This window comes from Chitinophagaceae bacterium (assembly GCA_030053935.1).
In the GTDB taxonomy this organism is placed as follows: domain Bacteria; phylum Bacteroidota; class Bacteroidia; order Cytophagales; family JASGCU01; genus JASGCU01.
The window spans coordinates 1-19,566 of the sequence record JASGCU010000043.1; the positions used below are offsets into that span (position 1 = coordinate 1).

Consider the following 19,566-nt stretch of genomic DNA (forward strand, 5'->3'; position numbering starts at 1 on the left):
AAATAGAACCAAAGGTGTATGAATATGGTTTTTTGAAAGAATAAAAATCTAAAAATGAACCATCTCCCAAAAGTTACTCTTGATATACTTGTAATTCTGTAACTATTAAATTATCAATACTTTTGAAATCCAATCAATAATTGGGGTAAAAGAAATTTTTTAGAGTGTACCCAATAGTTACAATATTCTAACAAAATAATCCAAAAAATAACATACATTCATAAAAAAATAATATATTCATTAGATTACACAAAAATAACATTTTATTAAACTTTTACCTCAAAATATAAAAAAATATGCAATACAACGTAATAGTGATAGGTTCCGGACCAGGTGGTTATATAGCAGCTATAAGATGTGCCCAATTAAACCTAAAAACAGCAATCATCGAAAAATACGAAACATTAGGAGGAACATGTCTCAACGTAGGATGTATTCCTTCTAAGGCATTATTAGATTCATCAGAACATTTTTACAATGCTACCCATTCATTTAAAGAACATGGAATAAATATTTCCGGTATATCCTCCGACTTATCCCAAATGATAACCCGAAAAAACCAAGTAGTAAAGCAAACATGTGATGGAATTTCTTTTCTTATGAAAAAAAATAAAATAGATGTTTATAACGGAATGGGATCTTTTTTAGATGCGAATAGAATCCAAATAAAAGACAAAAATAAAAAAGAAACTATTCTCAATGGAGAAAAAATTATTATAGCAACCGGTTCTAAACCCGCATCATTACCATTTATTCAAATAGATAAACAAAAAATAATTACCAGCACAGAAGCTCTGCAATTAACAAAAATCCCTAAAAATATGGCTATAATAGGAGGAGGAGTAATAGGGATGGAACTAGGATCTGTCTTTGCAAGATTAGGAACAAATATAACAGTCATAGAATATTTGGACTCTATTATCCCTACTATGGACAGAACTATGGGAAAAGAACTTCAAAAATCCTTAAAAAACATTGGTTTCCAATTCTATCTGCAACATAAAGTAACTTCTGTTCAAAATACAAATAAAAAAATAACCATACAAGCTCAAAATCATAATAACGAAACAACTACCATAGAATCAGAATATTGCTTAGTCTCCATAGGCAGAAAACCCTATACAGAGAATCTCGGCTTAGAAAATATCGGTATTATCCCCGATAAACAAGGAAAAATAGAAACAGATACCAATCTGGAAACAAAAGTGAAAGGAATATACGCTATTGGAGATGTTACTAAAGGTCCTATGCTCGCACACAAAGCAGAAGAAGAAGGGGTCTTTGTCGCAGAAATTATTGCAGGGCAAAAACCACACATAAACTATAATCTTATACCCAACGTGGTCTATACATGGCCAGAAGTAGCATCTGTAGGATATACTGAAGAACAACTCAAAGAACACTCTACACCCTATAAAATAGGATCTTTCCCATACAAAGCATTAGGAAGAGCAAAAGCAAGTAACGATGAAGAAGGATTAGTAAAAATACTGGCGCATAAACAAAGTGATGAAATACTAGGAATGCATATCATAGGAGCAAGAGCCGCCGATATGATAGCAGAAGGAGTTGTAGCTATGGAATACAAAGCATCCGCAGAAGACATTGCCCGTATATCACATGCACACCCCACTTATACAGAAGCAATAAAAGAAGCATGTCTATCTGCTACCGAAAATAGACCTCTCAATATATAAATCATCCCAAAATAATGTTTGAAACACTACCACTCAATAGACAACTCTTAAATGCCATACAAGATCTAGGATTTACAACACCTACTCCCATTCAGATGAAAGCCATTCCTCTCATAAATGCTGGAAGAAATATACTCGCTATAGCTCAAACAGGAACAGGAAAAACAGCCGCCTACTTATTACCCATACTCTATAAAATAAAATTTGCACAAGAACGCTCCCCCATAGCACTTATTATAGCACCTACCCGAGAATTAGTAATGCAAATAGAACAGCACTGCATACTACTCGCTAAATATACCAACATAAGAATAACTTCTTTCTTCGGCGGAAAAAACCCAAAAAAAGATGCAGCAAAATGTGAAAAAGGAATAGATATTATCGTTTCTACCCCCGCAAGATTTTTAGAAATATACCATCTACAAGTATTTTCTACTAAATTCATAAAAACCCTCGTACTAGACGAAGCCGATAAAATAATGGATATGGGATTTATACACCAAATCAGAAATATATTAGAAATAATCCCATCTAAAAAAAGACAAAACCTCCTCTTTTCTGCTACCATACCCCAAAAAGTAATCCAACTATCAGAAGAATTTTTAGAATTCCCCGAAAAAATAGACCTATCCCAAGACAATATAACCCCTCTCTCCATCCAACAAAATATCACTTTTATACCAAACCTAAAAACAAAAATCCACATGCTGGAATGGATACTCATCCATAAAGTAAAAGAAAATGAAAGAGTCATCCTATTCACAAAAACAAAACAAAGAGCTACTGAAGTATGTAAGTTTTTACAAAGAAAAATCACAAAATCTGCTCTAGTAATACACGGAAACAAAGACCAAAACACTCGTATAAACGCTCTCAATTCCTTTAGAAAAAATGAAACACAGATACTAGTAACCACAGACATAACCGCTCGAGGAATAGATATTCCTGAAGTTATGTATGTTATTAATTTTGATGTACCTCTCATCTATGAAGATTATATCCATCGCATAGGCAGAACAGGGAGAGTAAACCAACAAGGAACAGCATGGACCTTTGTATCCCCCGAAGAAGAACACCATATAAAAAAAATTGAACATATACTCAAAAAAAAAATACAGATATTTTCCATCCCACAAGAAGTAGAAGTAACCCCTACTCCCAAAGAAGAAAGGCAAGACATGAATAGAAAAATAGATACACAGATGAAAAAAGAAAATCCAAACTTCCAAGGTGCTTTTCATAAAAAAAAAAAGAACCCCGTTTTTCACCATAAAAAAACAAATAACAAATAACAAAATAAAAAAAAACCACTTAGAAAACCCTCTTTTACAGAAATACTGGATTTTAAAACTACTGATAGCCAAATAGTACAAAATTATAAGTGCTAAACACTTATTTTTATGAGCACACTCAAATGAAAATATAAAAAAAATAAAAATATTTGCTAAATTTTCAAAAATATATAAATTGTGTTTAGAAAATAAATTTAAAAAATAGAAGGGTTCTATTATTTTTTACAATTTCAAAACAAAACAATTTTTAGAACCCAACCTAAACAAATATCATAATTAACAAATATAACAACTATGGAAAATAAAGAAAAAGGAAAATGCCCTGTCATGCACGGAGCAAACACAGAATCAAAAAATTCTGTTATGAGTTGGTGGCCAGATTCACTCCATTTGGACATTTTACACCAACACGATACCAAAACGAACCCCTTAGGACAAAGTTTTAACTATCGCAAAGAGTTTCAAAAACTTGATTTAGAAGCAGTAAAAAACGACCTCAAAAAACTCATGACAGAAAGCCAAGACTGGTGGCCTGCTGATTGGGGAAACTACGGAGGATTAATGATACGTATGGCTTGGCACGCTGCAGGAACATATAGAATTGCCGATGGACGTGGAGGAGCAAATACAGGTAATCAACGATTTGCACCATTGAATAGCTGGCCCGATAATGCAAATTTAGACAAAGCCCGCCGACTTTTGTGGCACATCAAAAAAAAATACGGCAACAAATTATCATGGGCTGATTTAATAATACTTGCAGGAAACATGGCTTACGAATCTATGGGATTTAAAACATTTGGATTTGCAGGAGGACGAGAAGATATTTGGCATCCTGAAAAAGACATTTACTGGGGTAATGAAAAAAATTGGTTAGGAAAAAATCGTTATTCAGATACATCAGATGAAACAACTCTTGAAAATCCTTTAGCAGCAGTACAAATGGGATTGATTTACGTAAACCCCGAAGGAGTTGACAGCAAACCAAACCCTCTCAAAACAGCACAAGCAATGCGAATCACATTCAAACGAATGGCTATGAACGATGAAGAAACTGTTGCATTAACAGCAGGAGGACATACTGTTGGAAAAACTCATGGAAATGGTGATGCTTCTCTTTTAGGACCAAACCCCGAAGCAGCTGATTTAGAACAACAAGGCTTAGGTTGGATGAATCCAAAAGGAAAAGGAAATGCAGAACATACTGTAACCAGCGGACTAGAAGGAGCATGGACAACTTTCCCCCACAAATGGAACAATACCTATTTTTATTTATTACTCACCCACGAATGGGAAAATAAAAAAAGCCCCGCAGGAGCATGGCAATGGGAACCCATTAATATAAAAGAAGAAGATAAACCTTTTGATGCTCATATCAAAGGAGTTCGCCGAAATCCAATGATGACTGATGCAGACATGGCTCTGAAAATGGACCCCGAATACCGAAAAATATCAGAAAAATTCTATAAAAATCCAGAATATTTTGCACAAGTGTTTGCTAAAGCATGGTTTAAACTGACACACCGTGATTTGGGACCAAAAAGCCGTTACCTCGGTGCAGACGTTCCAAAAGAAGACCTCATCTGGCAAGACCCCATACCCGCAGTCCATTACACACTATCTGAATCAGAAATAGAAGAACTAAAAACAAAACTTCTAAACTGTGGATTAACCGAATCCGAACTCATTAATACTGCTTGGGATAGTGCAAGAACTTTCAGATCCTCCGATTACAGAGGGGGAGCAAATGGTGCAAGAATACGCCTCGACCCTCAAAAAAATTGGGAAGGAAATGAACCAAAACGCCTTGAAAAAGTTTTGAATGCACTCAATAAATTTCAGCTAGGACTCAGCAAAAAAATAAGTATTGCCGATCTAATAATTCTCGGAGGAAATGCAGCAATAGAAAAAGCCGCAAAAAAAGCCGGTTTCAATATAAAAGTTCCTTTTACAGCAGGAAGAGGCGATGCAACAGTCGAAATGACAGACACAGATTCTTTCGCACCACTAGAACCATTACACGACGGATACAGAAATTGGCAGAAAAAAGAATATATCGTAAAACCCGAAGAAATGCTATTAGATAGAACTCAACTCATGGGACTTACAGCCCCTGAAATGACAGTTTTAATTGGTGGAATGAGGGTTTTGGGAACTAATTATGCTGGAACAAAACACGGGGTATTTACGGAACGTGAAGGGACTCTCACCAACGATTTTTTTGTAAACCTTACCGACATGAACTACTCATGGAAACCCGTTTCAGATAATCTCTACCATATAGTAGACCGAAAAACAGGAAAAACTAAATGGACAGCAACAAGGGTAGATCTCGTTTTTGGTTCTAATTCTATACTAAGGGCTTATTCCGAATTATATGCACAAGACGATAACAAAGAAAAATTTGTAACCGACTTTGTAAAAACTTGGGCAAAAGTAATGAACGCCGACCGATTCGATATAATTACATAAAAAATCTTACTCATATATCTAAACAACTAACTGCGGATTTTTTGTAAAGTGGATACTTTGGTACTTGTACCTGAAGTATCCACTTTTATAAAATATACCTCTCATATTAAAAAATATATCTCAATAAATATAATGAACAGAAAAGAAGCTATCAAAAAAGTAGGATTGACAACCATAGGATTAGCAAGCATACCCAGTATTATAAATACATTAGATGCAAAAAATGCTAAAAAAACAGCACTCAAAGGAAATATAAACCATTCTGTTTGCAGGTGGCCTTACTCTCAAAACACCTTAGAACAAGTATGTGAAGCCGCACAATCTATAGGTATTAAATCCGTAGAATTATTGTATGAAGAAGAGTGGAATGTGGTAAAAAAATACGGACTTACCTGTGCTATGGTATACGGCTCTAAACTCCCTATAACAGTAGGGTTCAATGATCCAAAACTCCATTCTCAATACTTCCAAGAATTTTCAAATACTATACCGAAAGCAGCAGAACAAGGATTTAAAAGTATGATATGCTTCTCAGGCAATAGAAATGGTATAGATGATGTAACAGGATTAGAAAACTGTGCCAAAGGAATAGAACCCATTCTTAAAATAGCACAAAAATACGATGTAACTATTTGTATGGAAGTATTTAATAGTAAAAGAGACCATCCCGATTATCAAGCCGATAACACGAAATGGTCTATCGCTTTGGTGGAAAAATTAGGTTCTTCTTATTTCAAACTTCTCTACGATATCTACCACATGCAGATAATGGAAGGCGATATTATTGCTACTATCCAAAAATATGGAAAATACTTTGGACATTATCACACAGGAGGTGTCCCCGGCAGAAGAGAAATTGATGAAACACAAGAACTTTTCTATCCCGCAATAATGCATGCAATCGTAAAAACAGGTTATAAAGGATTTGTAGGGCAGGAGTTTATCCCTTCCAAAGAGGAACCTTTCCAATCTCTCCGACAAGCAATACAAATATGCGACGTATAACAATACCCATTTGAATATCATTTTTTACCCTTGCTAAATAGTTGTATTGACAAATAAAAACTATAAGAAACATGAATTGTCCAAAAATTAAAAAATCAAATACTTGTAAAGACGCTAAATTTTTAAACAGACAATGGTATTTTTGATCATTGATTCAAAGAAGTGCAAAAAAACGTAAATAAGAAACCTATAGTGTTATTTATGTATATTGAAAGGTATATTTGATAAAAGATTCGTCAATTTTGTTTGTGGAGAACTATCTACAAATACTTATGAAAAATTATGAGACGGTATCAAAACAACGGGCATCAATAGTTTTTGACAACATAGATTATTGGAAAATTCATTCGGAATTAATCCCATGAGGAAAATATAAGGAATCAAAAAGCAGAAATTTTTACAGAATAGGTAATGAGAGAATAAGACACTACCTAGCAAGATTTAAAAAAAGGTAAATGCTATTCAAAAGCACAACATCATATGGTAGTGAAATATTTAAAATTATTAATTTTGCACTTACATAATAAACTTGCTATGGTTGCTTAACAATACGTAATAAGTACTTTTTAAAGAACAATATTGTAAAAATATGCTTTTATGTTACTCAATAAAATAAGAATTTGTGTTATAAATTGTGATATAATAAAAAATTATGTATATTTAATAACAACTTTGGAATGAATACAACTATTATTTATTATTCCTATTATTTTTCCATCATAAAAAAACAATCTTATCGTATATGAAAACAATATATTCGTTTTTAATTTCTTTAATTGCAATTATTTATATATCACAAGCCCAACACATCTGCCGTTTTCCATTTTTTCCTTCATTTCCTATACCAGAAACCATACCAGATGGTACAAGAATATCCATAGTGAATGTATTTGGAGGAGAACATGATAATATTATTTATAAAGAAACAGAAGATGGGTATACTCTTTTGAAAGACAGTTTAGGTTTTTTTCAATATGCCCGTTTAAATAGCACAGGGAAACTTTATTTATCGGGATTTAAAGCACGTAATATAAATGAAAGAACCAACAAAGAAAACCGATTTTTAATAACTATTCCTAAACATATAAGAAATATCTTATCAGATTCGGAAATAGAACATATACACAGAAATGCTACTTTTAGTAAATATGTTAAATTCACTCCTACAAAAGGAAATATCAGAATTCCTGTGTTACTTATTAAATATCCAGATCTATCAAATACTTATACTAAAGCACAATTATCGGATCATTTAAATAATGGTAGTGGAAGTTTCAAAGAATTTCTGAGAAGCAGTTCTTACGGAAAACTAAACCCAACATTTGATGTATTCGGATGGTATACTACTCCTAATAACTATGCTACATACGGATATTCATTAGGGAATACTGCTGTTATTCCAATGGTAACAGCAGCGATAGCTCAAGCAGACGCAGATGTTAATTTTTCTCAGTATGATAGTAATAAAGATGGGTATTTAGATGCTCTTATTATAATACATTCAGGATATTCCGCTGTAAATGCATTAGATGATTATAATAACTATGCATATCCTCATGCGGGAACTAATGCTTTATCCGAAAATAGAGATGGTATACTCATAGAAAGCTACTCTATACAACCAGAAAAATGGGGAACAACTAATCAACTTGTGAATTCCTTGTTAGGTATTCCGATAGTAACGGACCAATTGGTTATTAAGAAAATTCTTGGTCATGAATTTGGTCATCTTATGGGAGTGCGAGATCTGTATGATGTGACTCGGTCATCCATAGGATTAGGGGCATGGTGTATTATGGGTCACGGAGAATCCTATTCTGCATACTGTAAAGAAGCATTTGGATGGTTTAACCCACAGGTTATTACAGAATCTGCTACGGGATTAGTATTAGCTCCCTCTTCTTCTGATTCTACAGCATGTTACCGAATCAATACTCAGAACATAAATGAGTATTTTTTATTAGAAAATAAACAACAAACAGCATCTGGTCCTTGGTATGCTTCATTACCAGGAAGTAGTGATATAAATACTTCATTACCAGGGAGTGGTTTAGCAATATATCATATTAATAGCTATCAAGTAAACAAAGGAAACTCCAATAAAAATAATAAACTCGTTGATTTAGAAGAAGCCACAGGAGGTAATGAACTAGATGCCCCTGTCCCTTCCAGTCTTGGTATTTCCAATGCTTTGGATTATTTGACTAATAGTTACTTCGGTAGTAGTGGTCAGCTCTTTCCTAATGGAAGCCGTACTTCTTTTAATGATAATACTACTCCTAATTCTAGAACATATACAAACCAAAATACAAATATTAACGTATATAATATTCGTAGATCTGGGACTAACATAATTTTTGATGTAACTGTTCCTCCTGCTCCGCCGCCTCCTCCCATAGTTTTATATCCTAATATAGCTTTTTATAAACCTGCGGAATGGGATACATCAGTAGTTATTTCTCAAAATTATGGAGACAATACAGATGTCAATACTTTTACCACAGAAGATATTTTATATTTAGATATTTCTTGTATTAATAATGGAGATACTGCTATAGCAAATGGATTTAGTGTTTCTATCTATGATATAGTAGAAGATAATAATGAAGTCTTTTTAGGAACATTATCTAATAATAATTCCGTACCTATCAATGGCACTTGGGGAACAGAAGATATAATATTAGGAAGAATAAGCGAAGGAAATCACAGAATAAAAGTAGTTATAAATTTTTCTCTTCCTGAAAAAAACATAGCAGATAATACTTTTTATAAAAATATTACCGTAACATCTCCCGAAAATAACGATGAACCATCAAATGCAAAGATGCTCTCAGTATCACCTACTGTTTGCACATCATCCGGAGGAGTCCGAAGTCATAATGTAGGACGGACAAATTCTCCTCAACCATTCCCATTTTGTGGAGGTTCTATTAGCAATAATGCAGGGGATGTTTGGTTTCAGGTAATAGTACCTTCATCAGGAGCAGTGGATATTACTACTTATTCAGATGGGGCAAACTCATCTATAAGGAATGCGGGAATGTCTGTATATTTGGGATCTCGTCTTGAATCTTTATCTTCACAATGTTTTTTTGATGCCAATGGTAGAATGCCAAAATTAACTGTAAAAAATCAAAGATCATCGGATACTCTTTTTGTTCGATTATGGTCATATACAGGAGAAAGAGGATATTTTAGAATATGTGTTTCTATTCCCCAGTATACCATAATAGCTCTTGCAAACCCATCTGATGCTCAGAATTATGTGAACGGAGGAAGAGTTTATAGAATAGGAGACATAGTAACCCTGAGTATTACTCCAATAATAGGGTATACTTTTCAAAATTGGACTGAAAATGGAAGAGAAATATCTATAAATACGACGTATTCTTTTCCCGCCGATAGTAATAGAACTTTTATAGCAAATTTTATACCTCGTAGATATACTCTCCGTGTCACTACTGCTGATACATCTATTGGTAAAGTAGGTACAAGATTATTAGGATCTATTCATTCATTAGATACATCTCAATTATATAATTATGGACAAACCGCCCTTATACGTGCAGTTGCATCTGTTGGGTATTCCTTTCAAAGATGGCAAAATGAAAATATTGCCCTGTCCTTTGATTCAGATTACCTTTTAAGAATAGATACTGTATCTTTTTCTTCTGATACCATTAAAACACTGAGAGGATTATTTTCAATAAGTAATTATCCTATTATTACCAAAACTGAACCAGAAAACTCTGGATCAATAGATGGAAGTGGAACTTTTGTCCACGCACAAAATGTCATTCTTACAGCTACTCCTGGAATAGGATATTCTTTTAGTCATTGGAGCGAAAATGGGGTAACTCTTTCTCACACAGGAACTCTTTCGTTTTCAGCAACATCTTCTCGTAATATAATAGCACATTTTTCTGTAAATATCTATACTATAACTACCTCTCTAAACCCAAGTAGTAATGCAGGTATTATAACCAATTCCAGTAGATACGGTACCACAAACTACGAATATTTAGAACCTGTAAGCATTAATGCATCGGCATCCCCGGGATATACTTTTGTAAACTGGACAGAGCCTGGTATAGGAATAGTTTCTTCTAACCCCACATACATCATAAACGGTGCTACAGAAAATAGAAACCTCACCGCAAATTTTAACAGAATCCCATATTCTATAGTCGCATCTACAAACCCACAAAATATAGCAACTATAGTAGGAATAAATAAAAACACATATTATTATGGAGACACTGTAAATTTTACATTAGCAGGAACAACACATGAATATATTTATGATGATAAAATATACATACTTCAAAACTGGACCAGAAACGGAGCTCCTATCTCTTATCAGAGAAGTTTTTCATTTATTGTCACCACAAATAGTAGTTTAATTGCTCGATTTGCCTTGAAAACATATCAAGTAAGAGCTACCGCTAACATAGCAGAAGGTGGAAATATAACCGGTACAGGAACTTTCTCACATGGACAATTAATACACCTAAACGCAACCCCCAGCTCAAGATATAACTTTAGTAATTGGACAGAAAACGGAATACAAGTTTCTTCATCACCACTCTACTCCTTTACCGTGAACACCGATAAAACCTTAGTCGCAAATTTTATTACTAACTCTTATTTCATTGAAGCATCAACGAATATCCCAAATTCAGGAAATATAACAGGAACCGGCCTTTACTACAAAGGACAAACAGCATCTCTAACTGCAGTCCCATCAACCGGATATTCTTTTGTAAACTGGACAGAAAATGGTGAAATCGTTACCTCTACACCTGTTTTTTCCTTTACAACCCGGTCTAATAGAAATCTCATAGCAAATTTTACTCAAAACCCACGTATTATAACCGCAACACCTTCCCCATTAGAAGCAGCATCAATACAAGGAACAGGAGAATTTAAACACGGTTCCCCTATTACCATTACATTTATACCAAACACAGGATACACATTCTCCGAATGGACAGAAAATGAAAAAACTGTTTCCATAGATAGTTTGTATAGCTTTATAGTAAATACAGACAGAAATCTCATAGCCAAGTTCAGTACCAACCTCTATCTTGTTGAAGTATCTACCAATCCCTTAGAGACAGGAACTATTGTAGGAGAAAAAAAATACCCATACGGGAGAGCCGTAGCTATTACTGCAACACCTGTCCCAGGATATACTTTTTTACACTGGACAGAAAACGGAGAAAAAATTTCTCCATACAATACCTACTCTTTTATCATATCATCTCATAGAAATTTGGTAGCACATTTTACTATAAGCACCTATACCATAACAGCTAACTCCAATATGCCAAATATCACAAATATAACAGGAACCGGAGAATATAAACATGGTGACCCCGTAGAATTAATAGTTACTTCTACCTCGCCTAAGCACAAATTTATAAAATGGATGGAAAATCAAAACCCTGTTTCTGATTCTGCAATCTATCAATTCACCGCAGCTTCCAATAGAAATCTCACAGCACTTTTCGATATAAAAACATTGACCGTAAATATTACCAAAAATAATAATGGGGGAAACATATCAGGAAGTGGAACATATTCATATAATGATACCGTTACTATAACTGCTACTCCAAAAAACGGATATAAATTTGTCCATTGGATAGAAAATAATATAAATGTATCTACAAACCAAAATTACAAATTTAACATACTCTATGACCGCAGATTAACAGCTCTCTTTGCAATAAATCCTCTTACAAAAACCGAATTTGAAAGTAACTCCGTAACTATTTTTCCGAATCCTAACACAGGAAACTTTACCATAGATATACATAATAACTACACCGGATATATACATATAAACATATATTCTTTGTTAGGCGAATCCATTAAAAAAATAACCATCCATAAAAATAACCCTCAATTACTCTATAACGTACTATTAGACCATCTTAAAAAAGGAATTTATATAATAGAATTACAAACAAAAAATTATACCATCACAAAAAAGGTTTTACTGCACTGATAGGTAAAAAGAATCCCATAATCTTTACCATTTTTTACACAAAAACGATGCAAAAAACTTTAAAATTTGTTATTATTGTTATTTTTTCCGCATCTCTTATTTTTTTTGGACTCGTATTCTATATTGTGAAAAATAAAGATACTTTCATACCCATTTTTATCCAAAAACTAAACGAAAATATAGACACCCCTATCCAAATAAAAAACGTAGATATAGAATTTTTTGAAAGCTTCCCCAATATTTCTTTTATATTATTAGAAATCAAAATACAATTAGAGAAAGAAAAAATAATCACCCTCAAAAAAGTATCTTTCCAATGCAATTTGTACAGTGTTTTACAAAAACAATACGATATAAAAAACATAATCATAAAGAGCGGTTCTATTTTCATAAATAACTATGCTAAACACCCCCCTCCCAAAAAAACATTCTCCCCCAAAAAAAATACTCCTCCACTTTCTTTAGGAACTATCTTTTTCCAAAATATACAAATCCATTACAAAGATTTAGAAAAGAATATATACATATCTTGGAATATAAAAAAAGGAAAAACAACATTTTTGCAGATGAAACAAGATACTATATCTCTTTCACTTTCATTTACAGGAAAAATAAAAAAAAATACCTTGGGAGAAAATCATATTTGGGAAAATGAAGGCATAGAACTTTCTGCAAAACAAATCCTCATAATCCAAAATACTATCGCATCTATACAAAAATTAGCAATAGAAACAGATTACTCTTCCATACAAGCCGATATTATACACGATACAAAAAAAACACAAATAGATTTTTTATCTCATATCCCTTCCTTGAAAAATTTTATAAAAAATATCCCAACCAATACTCAAAATCTACTCAAAGATTATAAAATAGAAAGTGAAATTTTCTTAAAAGGGAGCTTCGTTTCCCAAGAAAATAAAAAAGAAATACAGTCTACTGTTACTTTTACTAAAATATACACCTCCGCTCCCGATTCACTTTGGAAAATACACGATGGATACATAAAAAGCAATTTCTTTACAGATTTTACCCTTCCAAAAACCCATCTATTATCCGAAAAAATAACAGGAAAATTAAATAACTCCCCATTCACAGGAAAAATAGAAATACATAATTTTGAAAACTTTAATACTTCCTTAGAAATAGAGGGTCAAATGAAACACGCAACACAAATAAATGAATTCTTTCCCCTTAAAAACATGAAATGTACAAAAGGAAATATCAGATACTCTGTATGCCTCTCTAAAAATTTAGTAGATGGAAACTTTTACCCGAACGGAGAAATAGAATTCAAAGACATAGATATATCTCTCACAGATCCTCATATTTCTGTTTCAAACGGAAGAGGAGTAATAATATTTAATAAAAAAAACATAGCATTTAACGAACTACAAGGAAATATTGGAAAAACAGATATAAACCTAACAGGCATAGTAAGAAATCCATTTGAAAAAAAAAGAGAAACCATTTTGTATTTCTCCTCTGATTATATGGATATAGAAACATTACTTTCTCTCAAAAGCAATGATTCTCCCAAAGATACCTCTAACTATACTCTCAACCGAACCCAAAAAATCCTCCTATCCGGAAAAATACAGCATATTGCATACCATAATTTCCATGCAAAAAACATAAAAATCCAAGGAAATATAGAACATCCTAATTCTCATATATATATAGAAACAACAAATTCTATGGGTGGCAGTATAATATTAAAAAATTCTATACATTTTAATACACAACCACCCATCTCTTATACCTTAGAAGGTTCTATGAAAAATATCTATTTGGATAGTTTGTTTTATTCTTGTGATAATTTTCACCAAAATTTTATTCAAAATACACATATAAAAGGACAAATAGATTCCGAGTTTCAGTTATCCCTACCAATGGAAAATAATTGGAAAATAGAAACCGATTCCCTCATAGCATTTATAAAAATTATAGGAAAAAATGGAGAACTCATAGATTTTAAACCCATGCAAAAACTGTCCCTTTTTGTAAAAGAAGAAAAACTCGCCCATATAACCTTTGCAAAATTAGAAAATCAAATTTTTATTAAACATAAAATTATAACTATTCCCCAAATGAAAATTTCTTCTAATATCAAAGATATATTTATAAATGGCACTCACTCTTTTGACCAAAAAATAGATTACCATCTGCAAATACCTATATTGCAAAATAAGAAAAAAGACCCCGATGCAGTATTTGGAAAAATAGAAGACCCCGAAAAAAAATCAAATTATCTATTTTTAAAAATCACGGGAAGCACTGATAATTACATCATCAACTTTGATTCTCAAGCAATAGCCGAAAAAATACTATCAGATGCAAAAGAAGAAAAAAAAGAATTATTGGATAATATACATAAACAAAAAAAAAAGAAATCCATTTTATTACAAGAGAACGAATATATTGATTTTAATAACAAAAAAGAATAAAACACTTTTATGAATGTCATAGCAAATATAAGTAAATTGTTTGCTTCGTATATAGTAAATACAGAGGCAAAATGGAGGCAAAAACCATATTATTTTCAAGAAAAAATACTGCAAAAAATAATTTCTCAAGCAAAAAATACATTTTTTGGAAAAGAACACAACTTCCAAAAAATAAAAAACTATGAAGATTTTAAAAAAAATGTCCCATTGCGTGACTATGAAGGTCTAAGAGAATATATAGAGAAAATAAAAAATGGTGAGAAAGATATTCTATGGGAAGGAACTCCTCTCTATTTTGCAAAAACTTCGGGAACAACAAGCGGAACAAAATATATTCCCATTAGTAAAGAATCACTCCCATTCCATATCAAAGCAGCACGAAATGCACTTTTATACTACATACACGAAACAAAAAATACTTCTTTTTTAAATGGAAAACTCATCTTTTTATCGGGAAGCCCGATTTTAGAAAAAATACACAACATATATGTAGGACGCCTTTCCGGAATTGTGAATCACCACGTTCCAAAATACCTCCGCAAAAATCAATTACCCGCTTTCTCCACTAACTGCATAGAAGATTGGGAAGAAAAAATAAATACCATAACAGAAGAAACCCTATCACAAAATATGACCCTCATATCAGGAATTCCCCCTTGGGTGCAAATGTATTTTTCTCTCTTAGAAAATAAAACCTCCAAAAAAATAAAAGATATCTTCCCCAATTTTTCTCTCTTCGTATACGGTGGAGTTAATTTTGAACCTTATAAACAAAAACTTTTTAACTCCATAGGAAAAAAAATAGATTCCATAGAAACATTCCCCGCCTCCGAAGGATTCTTCGCTTTTCAAGATTCTCAAAAAACAAACGGTTTACTACTGCTCTTGAACAGCGGAATATTTTTTGAATTCATTCCTATCCAAGAAATCCATAAACCAAATCCCATACGATTACATATAGAACAAGTCAAATTAGATACCAATTATGCACTTATTATCAATAGTAATGCAGGACTTTGGGGATATAATATTGGAGATATTGTGAAATTTGTCTCTCTTTTTCCCCATAAAATAATAGTTACAGGAAGAGTAAAACATTTTATATCCGCTTTTGGAGAACACGTCATCGCAGAAGAAGTGGAAACAGCCCTCCAAAGAACGCTCATACACTTTCCCGAAGTAGAAATTATAGAATTTACCGTGTCCCCTAATGTCAATCCTTTTGAAGGGCTACCAAGACACGAATGGTATATAGAATTTGCGAAAGAACCACACAATACAAAATTATTTGCCAAAACAATAGATGAAAACCTTCAACAAATCAATTCCTATTATGCTGATCTTGTACAAGGAAAAGTCATACAACCTCTTTCTATAATCCATGTAAAAAAAAACGGATTTATAAACTATATGAAATCAATGGGAAAATTGGGAGGACAAAACAAAGTCCCAAGATTATCAAATGATAGAAGTATTACTGATAAACTCACTCTAATAGAAAGGGATAATATCTAATCTTTCAATAACCTCCTCAATTCCATAGTGGTTATTGCATCATCAGAACTCCCCGACTCTAATTTTACCTTGTCTATATACAGGGATTCTTTTATTTTGAGCATTCTGATAATTTCATAATCAGATGCATATTCTAAAAACTCAGTAGTAGGAGAACAAAACTCTAAAAATGCAGGTACCTCTCCTCGCAAAAACGAAGTATTCTGCAATACCACATCTGTATGTAACCGCTTGCGTATCAAATACTTCAGATACTCCTTTGCATATTCTTCCTCATATACTAACCTTTCTTTTTGACGTATGGCATTCAATTTTTTCAGCTGTTTATATTCACTATTAAATTGAGATGCTAACAAAGAAATAACACCACCGATAGCAAAACCAGAACCCGATACATCAAAAGAAGGGTTATAGTATAGAATTTTATCTTCAGGACTTTTCACTTCATAATCATTATATCTTATCCTATTTTGCTGAAAAAAACCTTCCAAAACATTCTTCCCATAAATAGTAACATTTTGCAAGGTAACAGTATTTTTGGATAGTTTTATTTTATAGGGAGTACTATCCTCTTGCAAAGACTCTCTGAAAATAATAAAACGAGTGGTATAACCTACATTAGAAAACACAAGGGTATCCCCATTTTTTAAAGTAAATGAAAACTTTCCTTCGGAGTCCGCTACTTGAAATTTACTCTTATTTATCAAATATACGTGAGTATAGCTAAGGGGAATACTATCACTTGCATCTATAACAGTACCGTTAATAGAAAAAAAACTGTACCATTGCTCCTGAGCTTGTATGGTATCAAAAGAAAAGAAAAAGAAAAAAATACAAAAAAAGAACCTGAACAAAACCCTCATATTGAATACACACTACCAATCGTTTTTATGATTACTCACCTTTTTATTTGGTAAAATAAAAGGACAGAGTATTGCAGATATAAATAAAACTATAATAATTTCTAACATTAACATATGAAATAGATTTTAGATGGGATAATGGAAATGGAATAAATAATAATTTACAATAATTTGTAATATAATAAAATTGATATAGTTTTTAATATAAGATGGGTGGGCTCTAAAAATTGAGTTTTATTACTCACTTTACGCAAAAAATATCATCAAAAAATGTATTTTACCATTTTAATGGTTAATAAGTTATGTATGTTACTTTTTGGAGTATTTTCATCTCATTTAATTCTAATAGCTAACGATGCTTTTTGAAATGCTAAAGATATTTGGGTTTTCATTGCAAAACGATTCTTTTTGTCCTTTCTTTTATATCATACTATACAAAAAACAATGTATTCATGCATTAATAATAAATAGGATCCTTTTACTAATGAAGGCTTTAGGAGTTTTTTTGCAAATACTAAGTAAAAGCTGCGTAAGCAATGTTTTTTATAAATATATTTTTATAAAATGCTTATTTTTTTACAAAAGGGATACCTTGAGAGAAATAAAAAAATAAGCATTGATTTTAATAGAGTTTCACCAATAATTTTAAGCATAGTAATACAAATATGGGATTAAGTTACTTCAATTTATTAAATCAAATAGCAGAGTTTCCGACCGAAGAGTTTAAGATAGAGAATAATACTTTATTATATCATACCATTCCTCTTATAGATTTGATAAAAAAATATGGAAGCCCTTTGAGAATTAGTTATCTACCAAAGATTAGTGAACGGATACAATTTGCAAAACGGATATTTACCGATGCAATGAAGGACTATCATTACGATGCAGACTATTTATATTGTTATTGCACCAAATCCTCACACTTTTCGTTTATTATAGAAGAAGGATTAAAAAATAATATCCATTTGGAGACATCTTCCGAATTTGATATGCAGATACTCAAAAAAATATATCAAAAGAAACTCATAAGCAAAGAGAACTATATTATTTGTAATGGGTTTAAAAAAAATATTTACAGTCAGCATATATCAGATTTTATAAATGATGGTTTTTCTCGTTGCATTCCTGTATTAGATAATATGAACGAGTTAGATTTTTACGAGGCACGTATTACAGGAGAGTATAAAGTAGGGATTAGAGTTGCCACAACAGAAGAACCGAATTTTTCTTTCTACTCGTCTCGTTTGGGAATACGCCCTAACGCTATTTTAGAATATTATAAAAATAAAATGAAAAACAAAAACAGTAAAGGGAAACTGTTTCTGCTTCATTTTTTCATCAATACCGGAGTCCGTGATTCTGCATATTATTGGACAGAACTAGCAAAATTTATAGAGCTTTATTGCCAAATGAAGAATGTTTGTCCCGAATTGAAACATATAAACATAGGCGGAGGATTCCCTATAAAAACCAACCTGAAATTTTATTTTAACTATGCTCAAATAACCCATAAAATAATTAAACTCATAAAAGAAATATGTGATAAACATAATGTTCCCCCTCCTCATATATTTACAGAGTTTGGTTCCTATACTGTGGGAGAAAGCGGCGTTACTATTTTTTCGGTACTAGAACAAAAACTTCAAAATGATACGGAACTTTGGTATATGATAGATGGTTCTTTTATGACCCATTTGCCGGATATATGGGGAATAGACCAAAAATTTATTGTACTGCCCATAAATAATTGGCAAAATGAATATAAAAAAGTAAATTTAGGAGGGATTACTTGCGATAGTGCAGATTTTTATAACTCAGAATCAGGCAATAGAGCAGAAATATACCTTCCCGCTATCCATCATAATCAAAAAATGTACGTAGGATTCTTTAATACAGGAGCTTATCAAGATAGTATCGGAGGAATAGGAGGAATTCACCACTGCTTAGTCCCATGCATGAGGCATGTTATTATTAATACCGACGCAACAGGAAATATCTCTACATCTCTGTTTAGAGAAGAACAAAGCTCTGAAAGTGTTTTGAATATACTTGGGTATAACGGGTAATCCTCTATTAAAAATTGCGTATTATTCTATTTTTGTGAGTACTTAATGTCTGCAAGAAAACTCTTACTTTTTAAATTTTAGTCAAATGGTTTGAAATATTTTTTTTATTAATAATAAATTAAATCCTTTTACTAATCAAGGTTTTTAGAAGTTTTCTTACGGATACTCAATAGTTATTTTATTTTTTATGTGA

At 32.2% G+C, this 19,566-nt stretch carries 9 protein-coding genes; 8 read left to right on the forward strand and 1 reads right to left on the reverse strand.

The window, feature by feature from the left end:
* The first annotated feature begins 296 nt into the window (after positions 1–296).
* The 7 genes from lpdA to QM536_05855 all read left to right on the forward strand — a co-directional run bounded on the left by lpdA (position 297) and on the right by QM536_05855 (position 16,441).
* Positions 297–1,697, forward strand: a complete 1,401-nt coding sequence (gene lpdA, locus QM536_05825; GenBank protein ID MDI9356527.1) for a dihydrolipoyl dehydrogenase — start codon at positions 297–299, stop codon at positions 1,695–1,697.
* Positions 1,698–1,711: 14 nt separating this feature from the next.
* Positions 1,712–2,989 (forward strand): DEAD/DEAH box helicase, encoded by a 1,278-nt coding sequence (locus tag QM536_05830; protein ID MDI9356528.1) that lies wholly within the window; start codon positions 1,712–1,714, stop codon positions 2,987–2,989.
* Between the two features lie 294 nt (positions 2,990–3,283).
* A complete protein-coding gene (gene katG, locus QM536_05835) occupies positions 3,284–5,461 on the forward strand; it encodes a catalase/peroxidase HPI (protein ID MDI9356529.1) in 2,178 nt (725 codons plus the stop codon).
* Positions 5,462–5,593: 132 nt separating this feature from the next.
* Positions 5,594–6,466 carry a TIM barrel protein gene (locus QM536_05840; GenBank protein ID MDI9356530.1) on the forward strand — a complete coding sequence of 291 codons (873 nt, stop codon included), beginning with the start codon at positions 5,594–5,596 and terminating at the stop codon, positions 6,464–6,466.
* Between the two features lie 742 nt (positions 6,467–7,208).
* Complete coding sequence (locus QM536_05845; protein MDI9356531.1) at positions 7,209–12,479, forward strand: M6 family metalloprotease domain-containing protein; 5,271 nt, start codon at positions 7,209–7,211, stop codon at positions 12,477–12,479.
* 47 nt (positions 12,480–12,526) lie between these two features.
* Positions 12,527–14,926 (forward strand): AsmA-like C-terminal region-containing protein, encoded by a 2,400-nt coding sequence (locus QM536_05850; GenBank protein MDI9356532.1) that lies wholly within the window; start codon positions 12,527–12,529, stop codon positions 14,924–14,926.
* Positions 14,927–14,935: 9 nt separating this feature from the next.
* Entirely contained in the window at positions 14,936–16,441 is a 1,506-nt protein-coding gene (locus tag QM536_05855; GenBank protein MDI9356533.1) for a GH3 auxin-responsive promoter family protein, read from the forward strand.
* On the opposite strand, the gene QM536_05860 is transcribed toward QM536_05855, so the two are convergent.
* Positions 16,438–17,304, reverse strand: a complete 867-nt coding sequence (locus QM536_05860) for a carboxypeptidase-like regulatory domain-containing protein (protein MDI9356534.1) — start codon at positions 17,302–17,304, stop codon at positions 16,438–16,440. The two genes, QM536_05855 and QM536_05860, sit on opposite strands and share 4 nt — an antisense overlap.
* 665 nt (positions 17,305–17,969) lie before the next feature.
* Here QM536_05860 and QM536_05865 point away from each other — a divergent pair.
* A complete protein-coding gene (locus QM536_05865) occupies positions 17,970–19,373 on the forward strand; it encodes an arginine decarboxylase (GenBank protein MDI9356535.1) in 1,404 nt (467 codons plus the stop codon).
* The last annotated feature ends 193 nt before the right edge of the window (positions 19,374–19,566 follow it).

Excerpts from the sequence above, each read along its gene's own strand:
- lpdA (MDI9356527.1), top strand. The coding sequence starts at position 297 with ATGCAATACAACGTAATAGTGATAGGTTCCGGACCAGGTGGTTATATA.
- QM536_05830 (MDI9356528.1), top strand. The coding sequence starts at position 1,712 with ATGTTTGAAACACTACCACTCAATAGACAACTCTTAAATGCCATACAA.
- katG (MDI9356529.1), top strand. The coding sequence starts at position 3,284 with ATGGAAAATAAAGAAAAAGGAAAATGCCCTGTCATGCACGGAGCAAAC.
- QM536_05840 (MDI9356530.1), top strand. The coding sequence starts at position 5,594 with ATGAACAGAAAAGAAGCTATCAAAAAAGTAGGATTGACAACCATAGGA.
- QM536_05845 (MDI9356531.1), top strand. The coding sequence starts at position 7,209 with ATGAAAACAATATATTCGTTTTTAATTTCTTTAATTGCAATTATTTAT.
- QM536_05850 (MDI9356532.1), top strand. The coding sequence starts at position 12,527 with ATGCAAAAAACTTTAAAATTTGTTATTATTGTTATTTTTTCCGCATCT.
- QM536_05855 (MDI9356533.1), top strand. The coding sequence starts at position 14,936 with ATGAATGTCATAGCAAATATAAGTAAATTGTTTGCTTCGTATATAGTA.
- QM536_05860 (MDI9356534.1), bottom strand. The coding sequence starts at position 17,304 with ATGAGGGTTTTGTTCAGGTTCTTTTTTTGTATTTTTTTCTTTTTCTTT.
- QM536_05865 (MDI9356535.1), top strand. The coding sequence starts at position 17,970 with ATGGGATTAAGTTACTTCAATTTATTAAATCAAATAGCAGAGTTTCCG.